The 19,313-nt window shown below is 39.6% G+C and carries 18 protein-coding genes; 7 read left to right on the top strand and 11 right to left on the bottom strand.

Annotation, left to right across the window (positions count from 1 at the left end; all coding sequences use genetic code 11):
• Positions 1-54: 54 nt before the first annotated feature.
• Complete coding sequence (locus H5157_RS13215) at positions 55-843, top strand: PhzF family phenazine biosynthesis protein (RefSeq protein ID WP_182720424.1); 789 nt, start codon at positions 55-57, stop codon at positions 841-843.
• A 71-nt stretch (positions 844-914) separates the two neighbouring features.
• On the opposite strand, the gene H5157_RS13210 is transcribed toward H5157_RS13215, so the two are convergent.
• Positions 915-3,422, bottom strand: coding sequence for a zinc-dependent metalloprotease (locus H5157_RS13210; RefSeq protein ID WP_182720425.1), 2,508 nt, complete (start codon positions 3,420-3,422; stop codon positions 915-917).
• A gap of 156 nt (positions 3,423-3,578) precedes the next feature.
• Here H5157_RS13210 and H5157_RS20945 point away from each other — a divergent pair, with 156 nt between their 5' ends.
• The 3 genes from H5157_RS20945 to H5157_RS13200 are packed head-to-tail and all read left to right on the top strand — an operon-like array spanning position 3,579 to position 8,059.
• On the top strand, positions 3,579-3,704 hold the full coding sequence (locus H5157_RS20945) for a hypothetical protein (RefSeq protein ID WP_259395782.1): 126 nt from the start codon (positions 3,579-3,581) through the stop codon (positions 3,702-3,704).
• A 6-nt stretch (positions 3,705-3,710) separates the two neighbouring features.
• The gene (locus tag H5157_RS13205; protein WP_182720426.1) at positions 3,711-4,889 is read left to right on the top strand and encodes an efflux RND transporter periplasmic adaptor subunit; all 1,179 of its coding nucleotides are present in this window, start codon (positions 3,711-3,713) and stop codon (positions 4,887-4,889) included.
• A gap of 14 nt (positions 4,890-4,903) precedes the next feature.
• A complete protein-coding gene (locus H5157_RS13200; RefSeq protein WP_182724834.1) occupies positions 4,904-8,059 on the top strand; it encodes an efflux RND transporter permease subunit in 3,156 nt (1,051 codons plus the stop codon).
• Between the two features lie 112 nt (positions 8,060-8,171).
• On the opposite strand, the gene H5157_RS13195 is transcribed toward H5157_RS13200, so the two are convergent.
• Positions 8,172-8,624 carry a cytochrome c gene (locus H5157_RS13195; RefSeq protein WP_182724833.1) on the bottom strand — a complete coding sequence of 151 codons (453 nt, stop codon included), beginning with the start codon at positions 8,622-8,624 and terminating at the stop codon, positions 8,172-8,174.
• Positions 8,625-8,716: 92 nt separating this feature from the next.
• Complete coding sequence (locus H5157_RS13190) at positions 8,717-9,187, bottom strand: DUF2721 domain-containing protein (RefSeq protein ID WP_007377300.1); 471 nt, start codon at positions 9,185-9,187, stop codon at positions 8,717-8,719.
• 190 nt (positions 9,188-9,377) lie between these two features.
• On the opposite strand from H5157_RS13190, the gene H5157_RS13185 reads away from it, so the two are divergent.
• Positions 9,378-11,552, top strand: a complete 2,175-nt coding sequence (locus tag H5157_RS13185; protein WP_024595585.1) for a S9 family peptidase — start codon at positions 9,378-9,380, stop codon at positions 11,550-11,552.
• Between the two features lie 43 nt (positions 11,553-11,595).
• On the opposite strand, the gene H5157_RS13180 is transcribed toward H5157_RS13185, so the two are convergent.
• The 4 genes from H5157_RS13180 to H5157_RS13165 form a co-directional block, all read right to left on the bottom strand.
• Positions 11,596-13,083 carry a cell wall metabolism sensor histidine kinase WalK gene (locus tag H5157_RS13180; protein WP_024595586.1) on the bottom strand — a complete coding sequence of 496 codons (1,488 nt, stop codon included), beginning with the start codon at positions 13,081-13,083 and terminating at the stop codon, positions 11,596-11,598.
• A gap of 10 nt (positions 13,084-13,093) precedes the next feature.
• Positions 13,094-13,819 (bottom strand): response regulator transcription factor, encoded by a 726-nt coding sequence (locus H5157_RS13175; protein WP_024595587.1) that lies wholly within the window; start codon positions 13,817-13,819, stop codon positions 13,094-13,096.
• Positions 13,820-13,881: 62 nt separating this feature from the next.
• Complete coding sequence (locus H5157_RS13170) at positions 13,882-14,616, bottom strand: spondin domain-containing protein (protein WP_024607274.1); 735 nt, start codon at positions 14,614-14,616, stop codon at positions 13,882-13,884.
• A gap of 10 nt (positions 14,617-14,626) precedes the next feature.
• Positions 14,627-15,328, bottom strand: coding sequence for a spondin domain-containing protein (locus H5157_RS13165; RefSeq protein WP_154903805.1), 702 nt, complete (start codon positions 15,326-15,328; stop codon positions 14,627-14,629).
• A 185-nt stretch (positions 15,329-15,513) separates the two neighbouring features.
• On the opposite strand from H5157_RS13165, the gene H5157_RS13160 reads away from it, so the two are divergent.
• Both H5157_RS13160 and H5157_RS13155 read left to right on the top strand, forming a co-directional pair.
• Positions 15,514-15,879, top strand: a complete 366-nt coding sequence (locus H5157_RS13160; protein WP_024595771.1) for a DUF4870 domain-containing protein — start codon at positions 15,514-15,516, stop codon at positions 15,877-15,879.
• Between the two features lie 228 nt (positions 15,880-16,107).
• A complete protein-coding gene (locus tag H5157_RS13155; RefSeq protein ID WP_024595772.1) occupies positions 16,108-16,542 on the top strand; it encodes a YqaA family protein in 435 nt (144 codons plus the stop codon).
• Positions 16,543-16,558: 16 nt separating this feature from the next.
• Here H5157_RS13155 and folX read toward each other — a convergent pair whose 3' ends face one another.
• From folX to nadE, 4 genes are all read right to left on the bottom strand, one after another.
• Complete coding sequence (gene folX / locus H5157_RS13150) at positions 16,559-16,915, bottom strand: dihydroneopterin triphosphate 2'-epimerase (RefSeq protein WP_002962340.1); 357 nt, start codon at positions 16,913-16,915, stop codon at positions 16,559-16,561.
• 4 nt (positions 16,916-16,919) lie between these two features.
• The gene (folE, locus tag H5157_RS13145) at positions 16,920-17,474 is read right to left on the bottom strand and encodes a GTP cyclohydrolase I FolE (protein WP_002962341.1); all 555 of its coding nucleotides are present in this window, start codon (positions 17,472-17,474) and stop codon (positions 16,920-16,922) included.
• Positions 17,475-17,496: 22 nt separating this feature from the next.
• On the bottom strand, positions 17,497-18,216 hold the full coding sequence (gene folM, locus H5157_RS13140) for a dihydromonapterin reductase (protein WP_024595773.1): 720 nt from the start codon (positions 18,214-18,216) through the stop codon (positions 17,497-17,499).
• 223 nt (positions 18,217-18,439) lie between these two features.
• A complete protein-coding gene (gene nadE, locus H5157_RS13135) occupies positions 18,440-19,270 on the bottom strand; it encodes an ammonia-dependent NAD(+) synthetase (protein ID WP_024589633.1) in 831 nt (276 codons plus the stop codon).
• Positions 19,271-19,313 lie beyond the last annotated feature (43 nt).

Raw genomic sequence — 19,313 nt, 5'->3', positions numbered from 1 at the left:
AATTTAGTTTAGGTATGGCAGTTTTAAGCTATTAATCATTACAAAGTTTAAACAATGCAATTAACTATTCATCAAATTGATGCATTTACGAATGAGTTATTTAAAGGTAACTATGCGGCAGTGATCCCACTAGAATCGTGGTTAAGTGACGATTTAATGCTAAAGATTGGCGCTGAGAATAACGTATCTGAAACTGCTTTTACCTGCCTTCAAGACGATGGAAGTTTTGTTATTCGTTGGTTTTCACCTTTGATGGAAATCGACTTTTGTGGTCACGCCACACTTGCGGCTGCCTATGTTTTATGTGAAGAGCATAATATATCGAAAATTCGCTTTGTTGCTGATGCGGTGGGCGAGCTAATCGTTAATAAAAACGCTGATGGCAGCTTTGCAATGACCTTTCCTAAGCAAGCACCGATTGAGGTACAAAATGTACCGCAGCAATTGCTTGATGGCTTGTCTATACAACCGAGTAAAATGCTTAAAAATCGCCAAGCTTACTTTGCTATTTATGAAAATGCCGATCAAATACTTGAATTAAAAACTAACTCCGAGCTTTTAAAAACGCTTTATCCACTTGATGTAGTGGCCACTGCACCTAGTGATGATTACGATTTTATATCTCGTTATTTTTGGCCTGCAAGCGGTGGCGATGAAGATTATGTAACGGGCTCAATTCATACTGGCTTGGCACCTTACTGGGCGCAGCAATTGGATAAAACTACGTTAAGTGCTTATCAGGCTTCAAGCAGAGGCGGGCATTTAATTTGCAAAGTGGGTGATACAACCGTCACTTTGACCGGACATGCTGTAAGGTATTTAAAAGGCACTATTTATATTTAAACTGTGAATTAAGTTATAAAAAAGGCCACGTAAATCGTGCGTGGCCTTGGTTTACTCAATTAATAGAGGTTTTATGCTTCTAGCGCTTTTGCAATTAAGCGATCAATATATTTCTTATGCGCTTTAGTTGCTGTATCTGCACCCCAAGCAACACTGGTATCGGCTATTTGAGTTAGCTGATATAACGCTGCTGTTTTAGCCAAGTTATCGTATTTGCTTGCTTTGCCAAGACCAGCAATTGCAATTAACTGGTTAACATACTCAATTTGTAAGTTGTGACTAATAGAGTTTGCGTCTTTGCTTTTCACGAAAATGCTGGCGGTTAAATCTTCCATAAACTGAGTTAGGCTATATTCGTTACCGTACAGAGCTGTGTCAGAAATACGCAGTAATACCGCTGGGTGTAATAGCTGTGCAAGTACAGACTTTTGCATTCCTAAAATCATTTGGTGTGCTTTAGGGTCTTCATTTTTGCCGTAGTGATTAAAGCCACGACGTTGCAGCTGTAAGTAGCTATAAAGAGGTTGCATATTTTGTAGTACATCTGGCGCAAATACAAACTTGGCTAGTATATCCATTGCTTGTGTTTGACGCTCAAGCGATACCGGTGTAAATGGTTTATCTGCATTTGTATCACCCACTACAGCGCGCTCAACGTATACGCCACCAATCTGGCGAGAAACCACACCTGCTTGAGCTCGGTACTGACCAAATAAGCTATTAGCAGAGGTAACAAGCTGTTGGTAAGACTCACCTTTAACCGTTGCTTTATCTTTTAGCTCAGTAAATAGTTTATTAATTAGTGCCATACGATCTGCGCCATAGGCAGCAGGGTTTGACGACAAATCACCAATCATTACACGTGGATCGATATGGCGACCTGGTGCGCGCATATCGTCTGCATCGTTACCAAAGGCAAGGGCATGTTCACTTGAACGAGCAAGTATTTTTTCAAGTCGAGCTTGCTCAGCAGCTTCATCTGCAAGCGCTACGCTGTAGCCATAGTTAATTGCCCAATCATCGTAAGGACCAGGTTTTGTTTGAAAAATATCACCTTGCTGCATACCAATTGGGGCAATGTTAGCGGGTGCATAATCCATAACAGAACCGGTTACTATGCCTTGGGTTTTGTTTTTATCGTGTACTTCTTTTTCATCCCACAAAATTGATGATTTCATATTATGGTTAAGACCTAAAGTATGGCCAACTTCGTGAAGTACCAATTGCGTTAGACCTTGGCGAAGCATTTCTTTATCTTCAATTTTGTCGCCGCTAGCAAGGCCTTTGGCAAGCATTAGATTTTGTTGAATCTCATGCCCAAGAGAGCAATTTAGCTCGCCGGTATTTGTTGTTTCACCGTGGCTCATTGTTCCTTGTGTGAAAAGCGTGTCGTAAATCCAGCGGTTTTTCATAAATACAAACTCAAGCATAATGTCTGAGCCCAGTATTTCGCCTGTTAATGGGTTAGCAAGTGCTGGCCCGTATCCGCCAAATGGAGGCTTAGGTGACGAAGTCCAACGCAGTACGTTGTAATTGATATCGCCCGCATCCCAGTCTGCATCGTCTGGTTGTACTTTTACCTCTAAGGCATTTTTAAAGCCGGCTTTTTCAAAAGAGGTATTCCACGTTAAAACAGCGTCACGAATAGTATCGCGCCATTCAATGGGTGTGGTGTTTTCTATCCACCAAGTAATTGGTTTTACTGGCTCTGAAAGCGCTGCACTTGGGTCTTTCTTTTGTAAGTCCCAGCGTTTTATAACATCTTGATAAGGTGCCCAATCGGTAGATGTCATTTGATCAAATTGATTTGTAAAATAACCAATGCGCGCATCATCCATACGTGGTGCGTAGTTATTGCTAGGTAGAGCGACAAACGAGTGCTGAACTTTTACCGATACGCTACGCGGATCGCTTACTGCATTTGAGCCACGTACCGTTGGGCTTGGGTTAGTAAATACGTAATCAACAACTACGTCTAAGTTATTAGGATATGGACGCTGTTTAATAATGCGTGATTTTTTATCGTCTAGTTTACCTACTTTAAAGCGTTTTTTAGCGTTTTTATCTGCTGGATTTGGCGTAGGTGATACTTTGTGAAGTGCTTCGCTTAAAAATAACTTATTTACATTAAATGCTATTTTACCGTCTTCTTCTTTTTCTATTTTAATGCTCGCAAGTACCGCTTCACTAATATTGGCATCACTCGCTTTTGAAATTGCACTGCTTTCGTCAAATTTGTAGCGAGGTGTTTTGCTAATAATATCGATACGGTCAAAGTATTTTCTAAATTCAATTAATTTAGTTTCGCGGTAAGAACCACGATAATGGCCTGCATCTGTAACGCCATCGACAGTGTGCGCAAAATACACAAACGGCGTATTGAGTTGAGATTCGTTAATCACCATAAGGTGCTTACCGGTTTTTTCGTCTTGATAAAGGCTAAATATACCGGCAAATTCAGTTTGTCCTTTGATCATTTCGCTAAGTGTTTTTGACTCTTTTTCGTCTTTTTTATCGGCTGCAAATGCATGGCTGCCAAACGCTAAGCTAAGCGCAAGGGTGATGCTCGTTAATTTCATTTTGAGACTTTTAATATTTGTTAATTTAATTGGACTGTACGTAAATTAATTTAATTTCGCACATCTTCGCGATGAAATTTAAGTGTTTAACACTAATAAACTGATATTAATGAATAAAAGTTTGTAACAAAATATAACGAATGAGGTGAGCTGCATGTGAAGTTATATTCTATAGCCCTAAATAGCAGCGGTTTATATGTATTTGCAACAGTTGCTTACAAATGTCACCTTAATGTTTCATATGGCTCTGGTATTATGGCGTTAATAGAATTTTGGGGATAATAGGATATGCAAACAAATTCACTTAGATGGTTTTTTCCATTTGTGGCGCTCATTGTTGGTGTTGTTGGCTTTATGGGAATCAATGCCATTGCAAAAGATCCAGAAAAAAAAGAAGTAATTGATACTCGTCCAACAGTGCAAGTTGAGCCAGTGATTGCAAACGATCACCAAGTTATTATTAATAGCTACGGTGAAGTAAAGCCTCTTGAAAATACACTGCTCTCGGCGCAGGTGTCGGGCGAGGTGTTAAGTTGGCATCCTAATTTTGTAGCCGGTGGCATAGTTGCTCGCGGTGAAACCTTATTCACTATCGAAAAAGACAACTATGAAGCAGCAGTACTTGTTGCAGAGGCCGAGCTTGCTCGCGCACAAGCGGGTTTAATAGAGGAACAAGCTCAAGCTCAAGTAGCCGAAGACGAAGCCAAGCGCTTTCCGAGTAAAGCGCGCACAGATTTATTTTTACGTAAACCTCAAGTGCTCAGTGCACAAGCATCTGTTAAGTCGGCGCAAGCTGCATTAAAGCGCGCGCAACGTGATTTGGATAATTGTGATGTTACAGCCCCTTACGACGCATTGGTTATTAGTCGAAATATAGGTGTTGGACAATTTGTCACTATGGGTTCGCAAGTTGCTGAACTCAATAATATTGAGACCGCTGAAGTGATTATTCCTATAGCAGGGTTCGATAGCGTTTTTTTGCCAGAGCGTATTAAAGGTATTACCGCAACGATTATTCAAAAAGGCCTAAACAGCTTCACCCGTGAAGGTGTAATTGACCGCGACCTAGGGATTGTTGATAACGCTACGCGTATGAGCAGTTTAGTAGTGCGTATAGAAGACCCATACGGTCTTAAGAATATACAACCAGCCATTAAGTTTGGTAGCTACGTACAGGTAAATTTTGCAGGTGCAATGCTTAATAATATTTACCGCTTACCGCAAGAGTTAGTTAATAACAAAACCGTATGGATCGTTAATGAAGAGCAGCAACTTGAGCCGCGCAAAGTCACAGTTATTCGTGAAGAGGGTGAGTACTTTTACATCAGTGATGGTTTGAAAACAGATGATAAGTTGGTGATTACTTTGCCAGAATATCCGCAAAAAGGCATGGCTGTAAAAATTGCGGGCCTTCAAAATACTAAAAATACAGAGGCACTTGAAAATGCTTCCACTGAAAAATTATAAAGGTAGGCTGAGTTATGAGTAACACTGAACTACCAAATACAGCGCCTAACGCTGAAAAACAAACCGGTATTATTGCTTACTTCGCTAATAACTCCGTTGCTGCCAACCTAATGATGATTTTTATTGTGGTGATGGGAATTATTAGTTTTCTAAATATCCAACGCCAAATGTTTCCTAATGTAGAGATTAACTACATTAATATTGAGGCTAATTACCCCGGTGCCTCTCCTCAGGAAATAGAAGAAAGCATACTTATAAAAATTGAAGAGTCGCTAAAAGATGTGACCGAAATTAAAAAAGGTGTGTACAGGGCATTTAGAAATGGCGGTAGAGCAAGTCTTGAAATTAATACTGATGTAGAGCTGACCGATATACTCGATAAAGTTAAGTTACGGGTTGATGGTATAGCAACGTTTCCTGCCGGTATGGAACCGGTCACCATAAGTCAGGTTGAGTTTAGGCAAGATGTTATAGGTATGACGCTCGTTGCTGACTTGCCGCTTACTGAGCTTAAGCCTATAGCAAACCAAATAGAGGATGAGTTACTACAGCTATCTAACGTGTCGTTAGTGGTAAACGATGTTCCTCTTGATGAAATAGCAATTGAAATCGAACCCGATACGCTGCGTCAGTATAACCTAACCCTTAGTGATGTAATGAATGCAGTGCGTCGTTACTCAGCTAACTTTTCGGCGGGGCAGCTAAAAACAGACGCAGGTGTTATTTCTGTTCGCGTCGAAAATCAGTTTTACTCTGGTGAAGAATTTAGGCAAATACCGGTAAAAATAGGGGCTAATGGCGCTAAAGTGTTACTGCAAGATATTGCCGTGATTAAAGATCAGTTCACTGAAGGTGAGCGTTACTTTAAATTCAATGGTGAAAATGCAGTTTATATATCGGTAAAAGCGACTGAAGAGCAAAGTATTATCCCAGTTGCTGATTCAGTAAAAGCATTTATAGAATTAAAAAACAAAGAGCTACCACTGGGGGTTCGTTTAGAGCCACTAATGGATTTTACGTATTACCTAAATGCCCGCTTAGACATGATGGTTACAAACCTCATTCAGGGCGCTATTTTGGTTGCAATTATGCTATCAATCTTTTTACGCTTTAAGTTGGCATTATGGGTGATGATTGGTTTGCCAGTGTGCTTTTTGGGCGCAATGATGATGATGCCATTGTTTGGTGTAACCATTAATATTTTATCACTTTTTGCCTTTATTATGGTGCTAGGGATTGTGGTGGACGACGCCATTGTCATAGGCGAAAGTGCCTACACCGAAATAGAAAAAAAAGGCGGTGGTGTTGTTAATGTGATTAATGGCGCAAAACGCGTAGCAACCCCTGCAACTTTTGGTGTACTAACTACCATTGCAGTATTTGCTCCGTTTACGTTATCTACAGGCCCAGAAAGTGCCTTCTTTTATGGTATAGCAGTGGTGGTAATGTTGTGTTTAGTTTTTAGTTTGATTGAATCAAAGTTGATACTGCCAGCCCATATTGCTCACACTCATTTTTCACCAATAAAAGAGGGTGGCTGGCGCGATCGGTTTAATACGCGATTTTTTGGTTTTGTAAATGGCCCATATAAACGCTTTGTTATACGTTGTGTTGAATGGCGTTGGTCAGTGTTATTTTCATTTATTGCTCTATTAATCGTAACCTTTGCTTTAATCTCATCAAATCAAGTTCGTACCGGGTTTATGCCAAAAATCCCGCATGACTACCCGCAAATAAATCTAGAAATGAATGACAATGTATCTGACATACAAACAATAAATGCTATTCGTGAAATAGAAGCGATGGTGATTGCGATTGATGAAGATACCGAACGCAAATATGGTCAAAAACTCATAAGAGATATTTTAGTATTTAACCAAGGGCGAACTGAAGCACAAGTGCTTGTTCCCCTTGTTGATGAAAGTATAAGGCCTTATAACGCGTTTGAATTATCACGACGTTGGCGCGAGGCGATGCCCGATATTGCCGGTGTTAAATCATTAACCATTTATGATGATGTAAATGGAGGGAGCAGTGACGGCGAATTTGGTTATTTATTATATGGCTCTGATATTGATACATTAAATAATGCAGGACGTCGTTTTATAGAGTTGCTGCAACAGCAAGAAGGTTTGTTTGATATTAGCTCAACAATAGATCCTGCAAGTAAAGAAGTGCAAATGAGCCTAAAACCGGTCGCTTACGACTTAGGTTTAGACTTAGCTTCTATTGCAAATCAAGTTGGGGCAAGCTTTTACGGTGGTGAGGCTCAACGTGTTATTCGCCGAGGCGAGGAAGTACGTGTAATGGTGCGTTACCCTAAACTGACTCGAGAGGCATTTTCGTCACTTAAGCATGCGGTTGTTACTACCCCGCAGGGCCGTGAAGTACTGCTTGGTGATGTAGTTGAACTTACTGAAACACCAGGTATTAGTTATATCCGCCGTGAAGGGGGATATCGTACTGTGTATGTTTATGGAAACATAGATGAAGAAGTGATTGAGCCAAACGAAGTTGTAGATCAAATTAAAGAAAAGCTACTACCACAACTCAAAGAAGAGTATCCAAGTGTTAAGTCAGAACTAGGTGGCGCCATTGAAGAGCAACAAGATCAGGCTAATCAGCAGAAGATGTTTTTCTTCGGCGGTATGATTTTGGTGTATATTTTATTAGCCGTACCCCTTAAGAGTTATGCGCAACCACTTATTGTTATGTCGGTGATTCCATTTAGCTTAACGGGAGCAATATGGGGGCATTACTGGTTTGGTTTGGATATAACTTTAATGTCTGGCTTTGGTATTATTGCAGCAGCAGGGGTGGTTATAAACGACTCACTCGTTATGACCGATTATGTGAATCAAGCCCGTAAAACAGGTGTTAGTATTAAAAATGCTGTAATAGATGCCGGTTGTGCTCGATTCAGACCTATATTACTTACTTCAATTACTACATTTGCAGGTGTATTGCCCATTATGTTTGAAACAAGCCTGCAGGCTAAGTTTGTAATACCTATGGCGGTAGCGCTTGGTTTTGCAGTGATGTTTGCAACATTAATAACACTTATATTAGTGCCATGCTTGTACATTATATTAAGTGATATTGGTAAGGTGTTTACACGCATTTTGGGTGGGATTAGGACTGTATTTAAACGTCGCCCGCAGAAGGTTTAGCTCAATAAATAACATACGGGCTTAAATGCCGGGTACAAAAAGCACTGAATGATTAACCATTCAGTGCTTTTTATCATTTGTTGTTACACATTAAGTATTAAAACAACAATAATTAATCTTTAAATTGCTTATGGCAATCTTTACAGCCTTTAGCCCATGCGCCAAAAGCTTTACCAATTACGGCCTTATCGCCTGATTGAGCCGCTACTGCTAGCTCATCTGCGTATTGTTGGAATGCAGTTGCTTTTTCCATAAAAGTATCGTTTTCAGACCAAACAGCAGCAAGTGCAGCTGTGTCGCCTTTATCTGTTCCTTCGTAAAACGCTTCCCATGGCATTTTTGAAAGTGCAGCTGCGTTGTTAGCACGCTTTTTAAATTGCTCTGCGTCAAAAGGTACTTTACCTTTTAGCATTGCGCCCATGTCACCAATTTGTACTGAGATCATTGAAAATGCTGCTTGGCGGTATTCAATCGCGTCACTTGGCTCTTTAAATGCAGAATTTGCCGATACGCTAAATGCACACGTTGCCAGTGCTATTGTTGCTAATACTTTTTTTAATTTCATGTTTGCCCCTGTTGAAAATTGTAATTCTTAATTCGGTATCTTGTATCTAACATCGTATTTATTCAAGTGAATACGATAGATTTAACTAAAACTTAATCGTTTATATCAATATCTGCAAATATCATCCCGCGACGCATGCTTCTAGTTGCTAAGAATACCTCACCAAGTAACGACATAAATGCACATATGAGTAATGCCATTGCTGCTACAAAACAACAAGCAATAGTCACGCCTAAGTTTATAGATTGAATGTGCGATAAAAATAACAACATAACCACAGCGCATACAAGTAATGCGCTTAATACACTTAAACTAAAAGCAATATGAATACATCGAGAACGCTTTAAAAGAGCGCGCAGCTCTGTAGCGAGTGATTTATTAAAGTCCTCGTCAGTACTTACTTTTAATCTGCGTTCTAACTGACGTGCCCTATCGGTAATACGTGCCAAACGATTAGATAAAACACCTAAAGTAGCGGCAATACCCGTGATCAAGAATACTGGGGCAACAGCTGTTTGAATTACTTTAGCCATAGTTAAAATATTTATTACTTCGTTATTCATTCCTACCCTTAATCAGTTGAGCTTGAAAATGACTTATATATCTACAGAGTACCTGATGTAGGCTTATTAAGAAAAGAGGAATTACGTTGATTTACTTTACATAGCTTCACAAAGTAAATCACAACACAGGTTATTTTTAGGTATATTTAATTACTTAATAAAAAATAAAAACCAACAAGGACTTTGACTGATGAAACGTACTCCATTCGCACTTGCTGCATTATCGCTAGCTATTTTAAGTGGCTGTAATCAAGCCCCTGAAGAAACCAAAAAAAATAATACACAAGTTAAAACGGTTCAAGTAGCCCAAGCTATTGCCCCAGTTGCTAAAAAAGTGCCTCATGAGATGACTATTCATGGTGACACACGTGTAGATAATTACTATTGGTTACGTGATGACGAACGTAAAGCGCCAGAGGTGATTAACTATTTAGAAGCTGAAAATACATACACAGATGCAATGCTTGCACATACCAAAACGCTGCAAAGTGAATTGTTTGAAGAGCTAAAAGGGCGTATCCAAAAAGACGATGATTCAGTCCCAGTTAAAAACGGTGATTATTTTTACTCAACGCAAACACGCGGCGATAACGAGTACACTACTTACTTACGCAGCAGCGATTTTGCAGGTACCGAACAGCAAGTTATTTTAGATGTAAATGAGCTTGCGAAAGGCCATGATTATTATGCAGTAAGTGGCTTAAATGTAAGCCCGAATGGCAATTTAATGGCTTATGGGGAAGATACTGTTAGCCGTCGTATTTATAGTATAAAAATAAAAGATTTAACAACCGGTAAATTACTCGAAGATACACTTGAGGGCACCAACGGCGGTATAGTTTGGGCAAACGATAATAAAACGGTTTATTACATTAAAAAAGATTTACAAACTTTATTAGGTTATCAAGTTTATCGTCATACATTAGGTACACCACAAGCTGATGATGAGCTAATTTACGAAGAAACTGATACCAGTTACTACATGGGTATGAGTAAAAGCAAAGATGAGTCAGAAATTTATATTTGGCACAGCAGCACAGCAGCATCAGGCGTATCGGTACTAAGTGCTGATGATGCTAAGGCAATGCCTAAACGCTTAATTGAGCGCGAAGCAGGGCTTGAATATGAAATTTCGAAGCTAGGAAATACTTACTACATTGTAACTAACTTAGATGCTGTAAATTTTCAGCTGATGAAAGTGGATATTGATAAAGCTGGTGACAAAGCAAATTGGCAAAGTGTGATCCCAGCGCGCGATGATATTAAGCTCGAAGGCATTGATTTATTTAATGACTACTTAGTTTACCAAGAGCGTGAAATGGGCCAATCAAAGTTGATTGCGCGTGATTTAAAAACAGGTAAAGAGTTACCACTGAGCTTTAACGATAGCGCTTATACAATTGGTACTTATGGTAATAACGATATAGATAGCAGCACATTACGTGTTTACTACACAAGCATGACTACACCTGGTTCATCGTACGATGTAGATTTAGCAACTGGCGATAAAAAATTACTTAAACAGCAAGCTGTATTAGGTGATTTTGATGCTGATAATTACGCCTCAGAGCGTATTTTTGTAACAGCACGTGATGGCATAAAAGTACCGGTAAGCTTAGTTTATCGAAAAGATGCGTTTAAAAAAGATGGTACTAACCCGCTACTGCAATATGGTTACGGCTCTTATGGCGCAACCATGGACCCTACTTTTTCAAGCACGCGTTTGAGTTTACTTGACCGTGGCTTTGTATTTGCAATTGCCCATGTACGTGGCTCGCAAATGCTAGGTCGTCCTTGGTACGAAGACGGCAAGCTACTCACTAAAAAGAATACGTTTAATGACTTTGTTGATGTAACTAAAGCATTGGTTTCTCAAAAGTATGGCGCAAAAGATGAAATATTTGCGTTAGGTGGTAGTGCTGGTGGCTTATTAATGGGCGCAGTAGCAAACCAAGCGCCTGAGCTTTATAAAGGCATGGTTGCTGCGGTACCGTTTGTAGATGTAGTAACAACGATGCTTGATGCGAGTATTCCGCTTACAACAAATGAATACGGCGAATGGGGTAATCCGAACGAAAAAGCGTATTACGATTACATGCTATCTTACTCGCCATACGACCAAGTATCTAAGCAAGCATATCCTAATATGTTAGTAACGACTGGCTTGCACGATTCACAAGTTCAATACTTTGAGCCTGCAAAATGGGTTGCTAAGCTGCGTGACTATAAAACTGATGACAATAAGTTACTGTTTAAAATAGATATGGAAGCAGGGCACGGTGGTGCATCAGGTCGCTTTAAACGCTTAGAAGATACCGCGCTAAACTATGCATTTATGCTTGATTTAGCGGGTATTAAAAAGTAATTAATTTATATATTTAAATAGATTTAACTCAATAAGGTGCTTTTTAAGAAAGCACCTTATTTTGTGGTAAATTAAAGCTAAACATAGTGCCTTTACCAATTTCACTTTGTACGTAAATTTCACTATCCATCAGTTTTAATAAACCTCTGCAAATGGCCAATCCTAAACCACCTTGCTGGCGCCCTTCTTTATTAGAATTACTTGCTTGGTAGTGCGGGTCAAAAATAGCATTCAGCTCATCTTCTTTTATACCTACGCCTGTGTCTGATACATGCACAAATAGTTGATTATCGTCACTGCGTTTTACATGTACTGCAATGCTGCCGCCGCGAGGGGTATGCCTAATTGCATTATCAATTAAGTTACTTAACACGCGCTCTAATTTAGCTATATCGGCAACCACAGGAAAGTCACAAATCGAAGGTTCTACCGACAAACTAATGCCTTTTTTATCAACGGCTAAACTAAATTTTGCCATGCAATCGTAAATAAGCTCACCTAAATTAAAGGTTTCTTTATTTATACTTATTTCGCCATTTTCTAAGTGAGCAAGTTCAAATATTTGCTCTATGAGTAGCTTTAATTGCCCACAATTATTAATCGATACCTGTAAGTATTCTTGTTGTTCTTTTTGACTTAATTGCTCACCTGACTGATTTAAAACTTCTAAAAACCCCTGCAGTGAAGCAAGTGGGGTGCGTAGGTCGTGCGATAAGTGAGTCAGTAACTCTTTGCGTTGCTTATCGCCTTGCTCAAGTGCTTTAAACTGCTCGTTAATACGGGTAAGCATGGCTTGAATACTTCGCTCTAAACTATGCACTTCGTTACTTTTTTGCGTTGAGTAGTTACTTAGCTTGGTGTCGGTAAGGCTGTAGTTAGCGGCTTCAATATTACTAACATCGCGGGCTAAGCGCTGAATTGGGTTGGTAAAAAAGCGTAGCAAAATTAGCATCGCAATAAATAAAAATGCGAGTGCAGAGCCAAGCCATAAAGCGGCTAGCCATAACTTATCATTATTTTTTACTGTACTTAGTGAGGTGTCGTAAGCCTCACCACCAATAATTACATATAAATAGCCTTGTAGCTTATCTTGATTAAATACTGGCGCGGCTGAAAATATTTTTTGTTGCTCTTTATTACGAGGATTATCACCATAGATAGGTGCAGCGCTTGGGTCGTTAATCAGCCTTTTTAAAGGCGTTAAACTAATATGCGTGCGTTTAACTTTACCCGGCTTTGCTGAGTAAGTAAGAATTTTTCCGGTTTCGTCTACAAAATAAAATTCAAACGCAGGGCCTAATAACATCAAGGTATGAAAGAGGTTTTCAAGCGCTTTATAGTCGTAAACACCTTCTTTTATTAATGGGTTATCTTGTACTAAATGCTCGGCAAGCGCCAAATGTAAATTTTGCTCAGCATGATGTTTTGAGGTGAGTTCTAATTGCTTGCTCCAGCCGTAAACTAGGGCGCAAATAAAACAAAAAATGACAACTAGCGATATAGCTAATTTTTGATACAAAGATAATTTCATAATAGGTGTCTTAATTGAGTTGGCTAGGGTTTAGTTTGTAACCAACCCCCCAAACTGTTTCGATGATAGGCGCTTGTTGGTGTTCTTCTAGCTTGGCACGTAAGCGGTTTATATGTGAATTAACCGTGTGCTCGTAACCACTGTGTTGGTAACCCCATACTTTATCGAGTAACTGCTGACGGCTAAAAACATGATTAGGATGGCGTGCAAAGTAAACGAGTAAATCAAATTCGGTGGCGGTAAGGTTAAGGGCTTGCTTGCCTAAATACACTTGGTGCGAACTAAATTCTATATTGAGTGAGCCTACATTTAGTGTTTGTTCGCTATCAACGGGGGAGTTGTCGTTGTTTTGGCCTGCGAGTAGTTGTGATCTGTGGCGTAATTGGGTTTTGACTCTGGCTTGTAATTCGCGTGCAAAAAAGGGTTTACAAATATAATCATCGGCGCCCATTTCAAGGCCAATAACTCTGTCCATATCGCTACTCAGCGCGGTGAGTAAAATAACGGAGGTAGTAGGGTAATGCTCTTTTATTTTTCGGCATAAGCTCAAACCATCCATTTGGGGTAAGTTTATATCGAGTAAAATAAGTCCGTAGGGATGCTTAGCTATTTTTTTTAAAGCTAGTTCTGCGCTTACAACATGATCAACATGTAAGTTAAGCGACGTTAGCTGCGTGGTAATTAACTTACCTATTTCTCTGTCATCTTCTACTACTAATATTTTTTCGTGACGCATGTATAACCTCGTAAAAAGGGGGGCATCCGTGCTCCCTTACTTCCCCATTACAAGCTGGAACGTTACTGCGTGCGCGTAATTACTATTTTCGATACTGGGTTATCAAACTTATGTTCAACACCAAGTGCTGATGTAGATAATCCATCTTGATTTGAAACAATGCCTGGATGCATCGTTATTATATCGGCTGTATCGTCACGTATTTCGTTAAACCCTTCACCGCTAGCGGCAGGACCTGGCACAGTTTCAGCTGTTTCTGTATTTGCTTCCGTACCCGCATCATAAGCAGTCGTAGTGCGTGATAACGAACCGCCAACTTCTAATGTTGATACATCTAAAGAACTAAGACCGGTAAAAGCATCATTTGTATTCCCAAGCATGGCAGCAAATGACAAATTAAGCGTTTCTTGCTCTTCAACAGTAATGATTACTGTGGTGGTTTCACCAGGGCCAATAGCGCCTTCAGCTGAAACTGCAGCAAGTGCACTTTCGTAGCTGAGGTATTCTTCATTTGCACCGCTTTCTGCAAGCATTTCTAAGCCAACAGAAGCTGTTGTACCGAAGGTCCAAGGTGCTTCATCTTCAAAAGCAATGACAGAGAGTGGTGACAAAGGCTGTCCTGCAGTTAAGTTACTAAAAGTAATAGTAAACTCACTGATCACAGGTTCTACAACAATTGGCTCAACAACGACCGGCTCTTCAACAACTGGGTCGTTATCATTATCGCTACACGCTGCAAGTGTGGTTGCAAGTGCAAGCACTAGTAGACTTTTTTTAAGGTTGTTAGCAGATGACATAATCATGCTCCTACTTAACTGTAACGGTTAATTGTGCTACTGGGTTTAACCATCTGTGTACTGTATTACTTAAATCGCTATTACCCGCTTCTAAATCGTCATCACCTAAGCTACCCGGGTGAATATGAATGTTAGTGTTTGTATCACCACTTAATACACCTGTACCGCCAGTGCCAGCGTCGCCACCTGGAGCAGCAGGAATACCCGGAGTACCTGGTGCGCCAGAGCCTTCAACTACAAGCTCATTGTTTTGTTCTGTGCCTGCATCGTAAGCATTTAAATTAATTGTGTAAGTACCCGCTTCTGTTGGGATTTTCCAGCTGTTTAAGCCTACAAAGCCATCATTAGTTGGTAGCATCATTGCAGTTAAAGATAGGTACTCATTACCGTCAGTCGTGCTCAGTGTTGCCGTTGTAGATGCGGCTGGTGCAAGTAAACCTTCAGCTGGGTTTGCAGCCATATCACTACCCGCAGCAGTTGCTTGTGCAACTAACTCTTCAATATTGCCGCCTTCAGCCATTGTTTGTAGTGCTGTAGATGCTTGCGTTGCTACTTCAAACAGTGTGTCTTCGCTGTTGTGTGCTGTAATTAACAGTGGAGTAAAGTGAATACCTTTGGTTAAGTTAGTTACTTTTAGGTCTAATTCTGCGGCCATAGTCGATTGGCTAGCTGCCGCTAAAAGAATTGCGATTGTTAATGTAGAAGTTTTCATTATTATTTCCTGTAAGTGATGATTCGAGTTGAGTATTGAATAATCGTCTCCAGAAACTCTCACAAACTTATCACTTTTTTATCACAAGATTTCACGCTGTGATTTTTAAACATAAATACGTTGGTTGATTTGTAGACATTTGTTTAGTTAAGAGGCAACATACATAAAACAAAAAGGAGAGTGTTATGGAAGAAAATCAGCAGGTTGAACCAGTTAATAAAGATGACCGTACGTGGGCTATGTTATGCCATTTAAGTGCGCTTGCTGGGTTTGTTGTGCCGTTTGGCTCAATAATTGGGCCATTAATTGTGTGGTTAATTAAAAGAGATGAAATGCCAATTGTTGATGTGCATGGTAAAAAGGCGCTTAACTTTCAAATAACGATGGCAATTGCATATGTAGTTTGTTTTGTGCTGATGTTTGTAGCAGTCGGCTTAATATTACTACCTATAGTGGCAATTTTTGGGTTTGTAATGGTTGTAATGGCAAGTATTAAAGCTAATGAAGGTAAAGAGTTTAATTACCCGTTTAGTTTAAATTTGATAAAATAAACACACAGTTTATTTTTATACCAATTGCATTAAATTAGTGACCTATTATAGCGATAAGAAAATAGCTCAATAACAAGGCTAAAATTATGATACATAGTTGTTCTATATAAATAATTTTTAACGTAGTTAGTGAGTTATTTAATACGCTAGAATGATCATGTTTTTAATAAAATTGGTATTATAAACCCAGCTATAGGCTGGGTTTTTACGTTTAGCCATAAGGGCATTATGCTTTATCTCACGTTATTTATTAGCGCATTTATATCTGCGACATTACTGCCTAGCTCTTCTGAGGTGATAATGGTGGGAATGATTACTCAAGATAAAGTTAATTTATGGCTTATGTGGTGCGTAGCAACACTTGGAAATGTGTTAGGGAGCTGTGTTAATTACTGGTTAGGCACGCAGGTACTGCGTTTTAAAGATAAAAAATGGTTTCCTGTATCGCAAAAAGGGCTTGATAGCGCACAAAAGCAATTTAATAAATATGGAGTGTATAGTTTGTTATTTGCTTGGTTACCGGTTGTGGGGGACCCATTAACGGTGATTGGAGGCATATTTAAAGTACGACTTAGTACCTTTTTATTGTTAGTAACACTAGGCAAAGGCGCTCGCTATTTAGCGGTTATCGCCCTTGCCGTAGGATTCGAAAAGCTTTTTTAAATAAGTTTTTAAGTGCTTATTTAGCCCAATCAAGCGTTAACGACACTGAGTCGGCAAAACGCAGTGCATGTGGTTTATCAACACGTGCTTTAGCGTAATGAACGCTTGGGTGTGCGTGACAAACGGCAAGAATTTCAGCAACTAATTTTTCTAGCAGTAAAAAGTGCCCTTGCTCTACTAAGCTAATAACTTCTTTGGTGATCACTTTATAATTAAGTGCTTGGTCAACTTCATCCGTTTTACACGCATCATCAGCAGGGTAGTGAATCTCTAGATTGATCACTACATCTTGCTTTTTTTCACGCTCATCGGGGTTAAAGCCAATAAACGTACGCAGGCGTAAATTAGTAACGTTAATAATTGCATTAGCCATAGGGTTAACCTTTTATAAGCTGCAAAAATTCGTTACGTGTTTTAGGATCGCTTCTAAAGTTACCTAACATTACTGATGTACGCATGCTTGAATTTTGCTTTTCTACACCACGCATCATCATACACATGTGTTTTGCCTCAACAATAACGCCTACGCCCTTAGCGCCAGTAACTTCTTCAACTGCTTTAGCGATTTGATGCGTTAACTGTTCTTGAATTTGAAAACGGCGTGAAAACATATCAACAATACGTGCAAATTTAGATAAGCCTAATACTTTACCGTTTGGTATATAAGCAATATGGCAACGGCCAATAAAAGGCAGTAAATGATGCTCACACATAGAGTAGAGCTCTATGTCTTGTACTAACACCATGTCGTCAGCGTCAGATGTAAATACTGCTTTATTAGTTATTTCATCAAGCGTTTGACGATACCCTTGCGTTAAATATTCCATTGCTTTTGCAGCACGTTTTGGCGTATCAAGTAAGCCTTCGCGGTTAGCATCTTCGCCTACAGCGGTGATGATTTTTTCATAACTTTCTTTTAATTCATTGTGCATAAATATCTCAGTTTATTTATATTTACTTTAAATGACGACCGCCATCAATAGGCAAAGAGCGCCCTGTGATGTAGTGGCTTTGTAATAGTAAATCAATGCTATTGATAATTTCTTGGCATCCGGGTTCAATGCCCATTAATGATTTTTTAAGGGTCTTAGCTCGATATTGTTCATCGTCATGTTCATTAAAAATAATGAGCGATGGAGCAACCGAGTTCACTTTTATATTTGGCGCATATTTAGCGCTAAACGATTTGGTTAGGTTGTCGAGTGCTGCTTTACTTGCTGCATAAGCTAAGTGTTTAGGGCTGCCTGTTTCAACTACATAATCAGTAAGATGTATTATATCGGCAGGTACTTTTTCATTTTGCTGATAGTTTAAAAGCAGCTCTGCGCACATTAAATTAATTAAATACGGTGTTTTGGCATGTACTCGCATCATATTATCAAACAGTGCTGCAAAGTCAGGGTTGTTAGCTTCGCAGTCCCAGCTTGATGCGTTATGAACAATAGCGCGCAGCGATGTTGTATGCTCTTTAAGCGTATTTATAAATGTACTAATACCTTCATCGGTACTAAAATCGGCATAAATACATACAGCGCCTTGTTGCTCTAATTTATCAACAGCGGCGTGACGAGTACGATACGTGATAATAATACTCTGCCCTTGGGCTATATAATGCTGAGCGAGTGCTAAACCAATACGTTGGCCTGCGCCGGTAATTAAAATGGGCGATGTCATATAAGGCAGTGTTCTCTTTGGCGGGTAGTTATACCAATATAATTAAAAATATCATCGTTCTATCGCTATTTCATAGGGCTATAATAGCTCACTAATTTAATGCAATTGGTATTATAAAATTCAAAGCGTTAATTTATTAAAATGTACGCAGCTTCTTAATCTGTCGATCAAAAAAGCAATTAATCCTCAAAGGCATTAATTGCTTTATTTTAGCTACTAAACCTTAATCGTAAATTGTCGGAATTGGTTGACGCTTATGTTGTGTACGCGTGTAAATGCTTACAAGCTTTTGTTCAACATCATTAGACACAGGTTTACCTTCTAAAAAGTCATCAATTTGCTCATAGCTCAAACCAAGTGCTTCTTCGTCTGTTAAACCTGGGCGGTCACTTTCTAAATCAGCTGTAGGTGCTTTATCTACCAATAAAGCTGGCGCACCTAGTGCAGTAGCAAGTGCACGAACTTGGCGTTTTGATAAACCAAACAGAGGGGCTAAATCGCACGCGCCGTCACCAAATTTAGTATAAAAACCAGTAATGTTTTCAGCACTATGATCGGTACCCACTACTAAGCCTTGGCAAAAACCTGCAATTTCGTACTGAGCAACCATACGTTGACGCGCTTTAACATTACCTTTAATAAAATCTATTTGAGCTTGCTCAGGCAGTGCTTCACCACAGCCAACTACGGCAGCTATCGCTTGCTCATGCAATGCATCAGCCGCAGGTTGTACGTTTACGGTCATACGTTTACTTGGCTGAATAAAATCAACCGCCATTTGTGCTTCATCTTCGTCAGCTTGTACACCATAAGGTAGGCGCACTGCAATAAACTGATACTTGTCAGTATCGTGTTCTTTATTTAGCTCGTTTACAGCAAGTTGACATAAGCGGCCGCAGGTTGATGAGTCAACACCACCGCTAATACCCAGTACTAACGAGCGTGAATGAGCTGCTACCAAACGTGTTTTAATAAAATTAACTCGGCGAGTTATCTCAGCATTTACATCAATCGTTGGCTGAACCTTCATTTCAGCCATAATTTCGGCGCGCATTGCCAGCTCCTTATAAAATTTAATATGTGATACGCAATAAACT

The organism is Pseudoalteromonas sp. SG43-3 (genome assembly GCF_014164385.1).
Classification (GTDB): Bacteria; Pseudomonadota; Gammaproteobacteria; order Enterobacterales; family Alteromonadaceae; genus Pseudoalteromonas; species Pseudoalteromonas distincta.
This window is presented reverse-complemented; position numbering and strand designations above follow the sequence as displayed.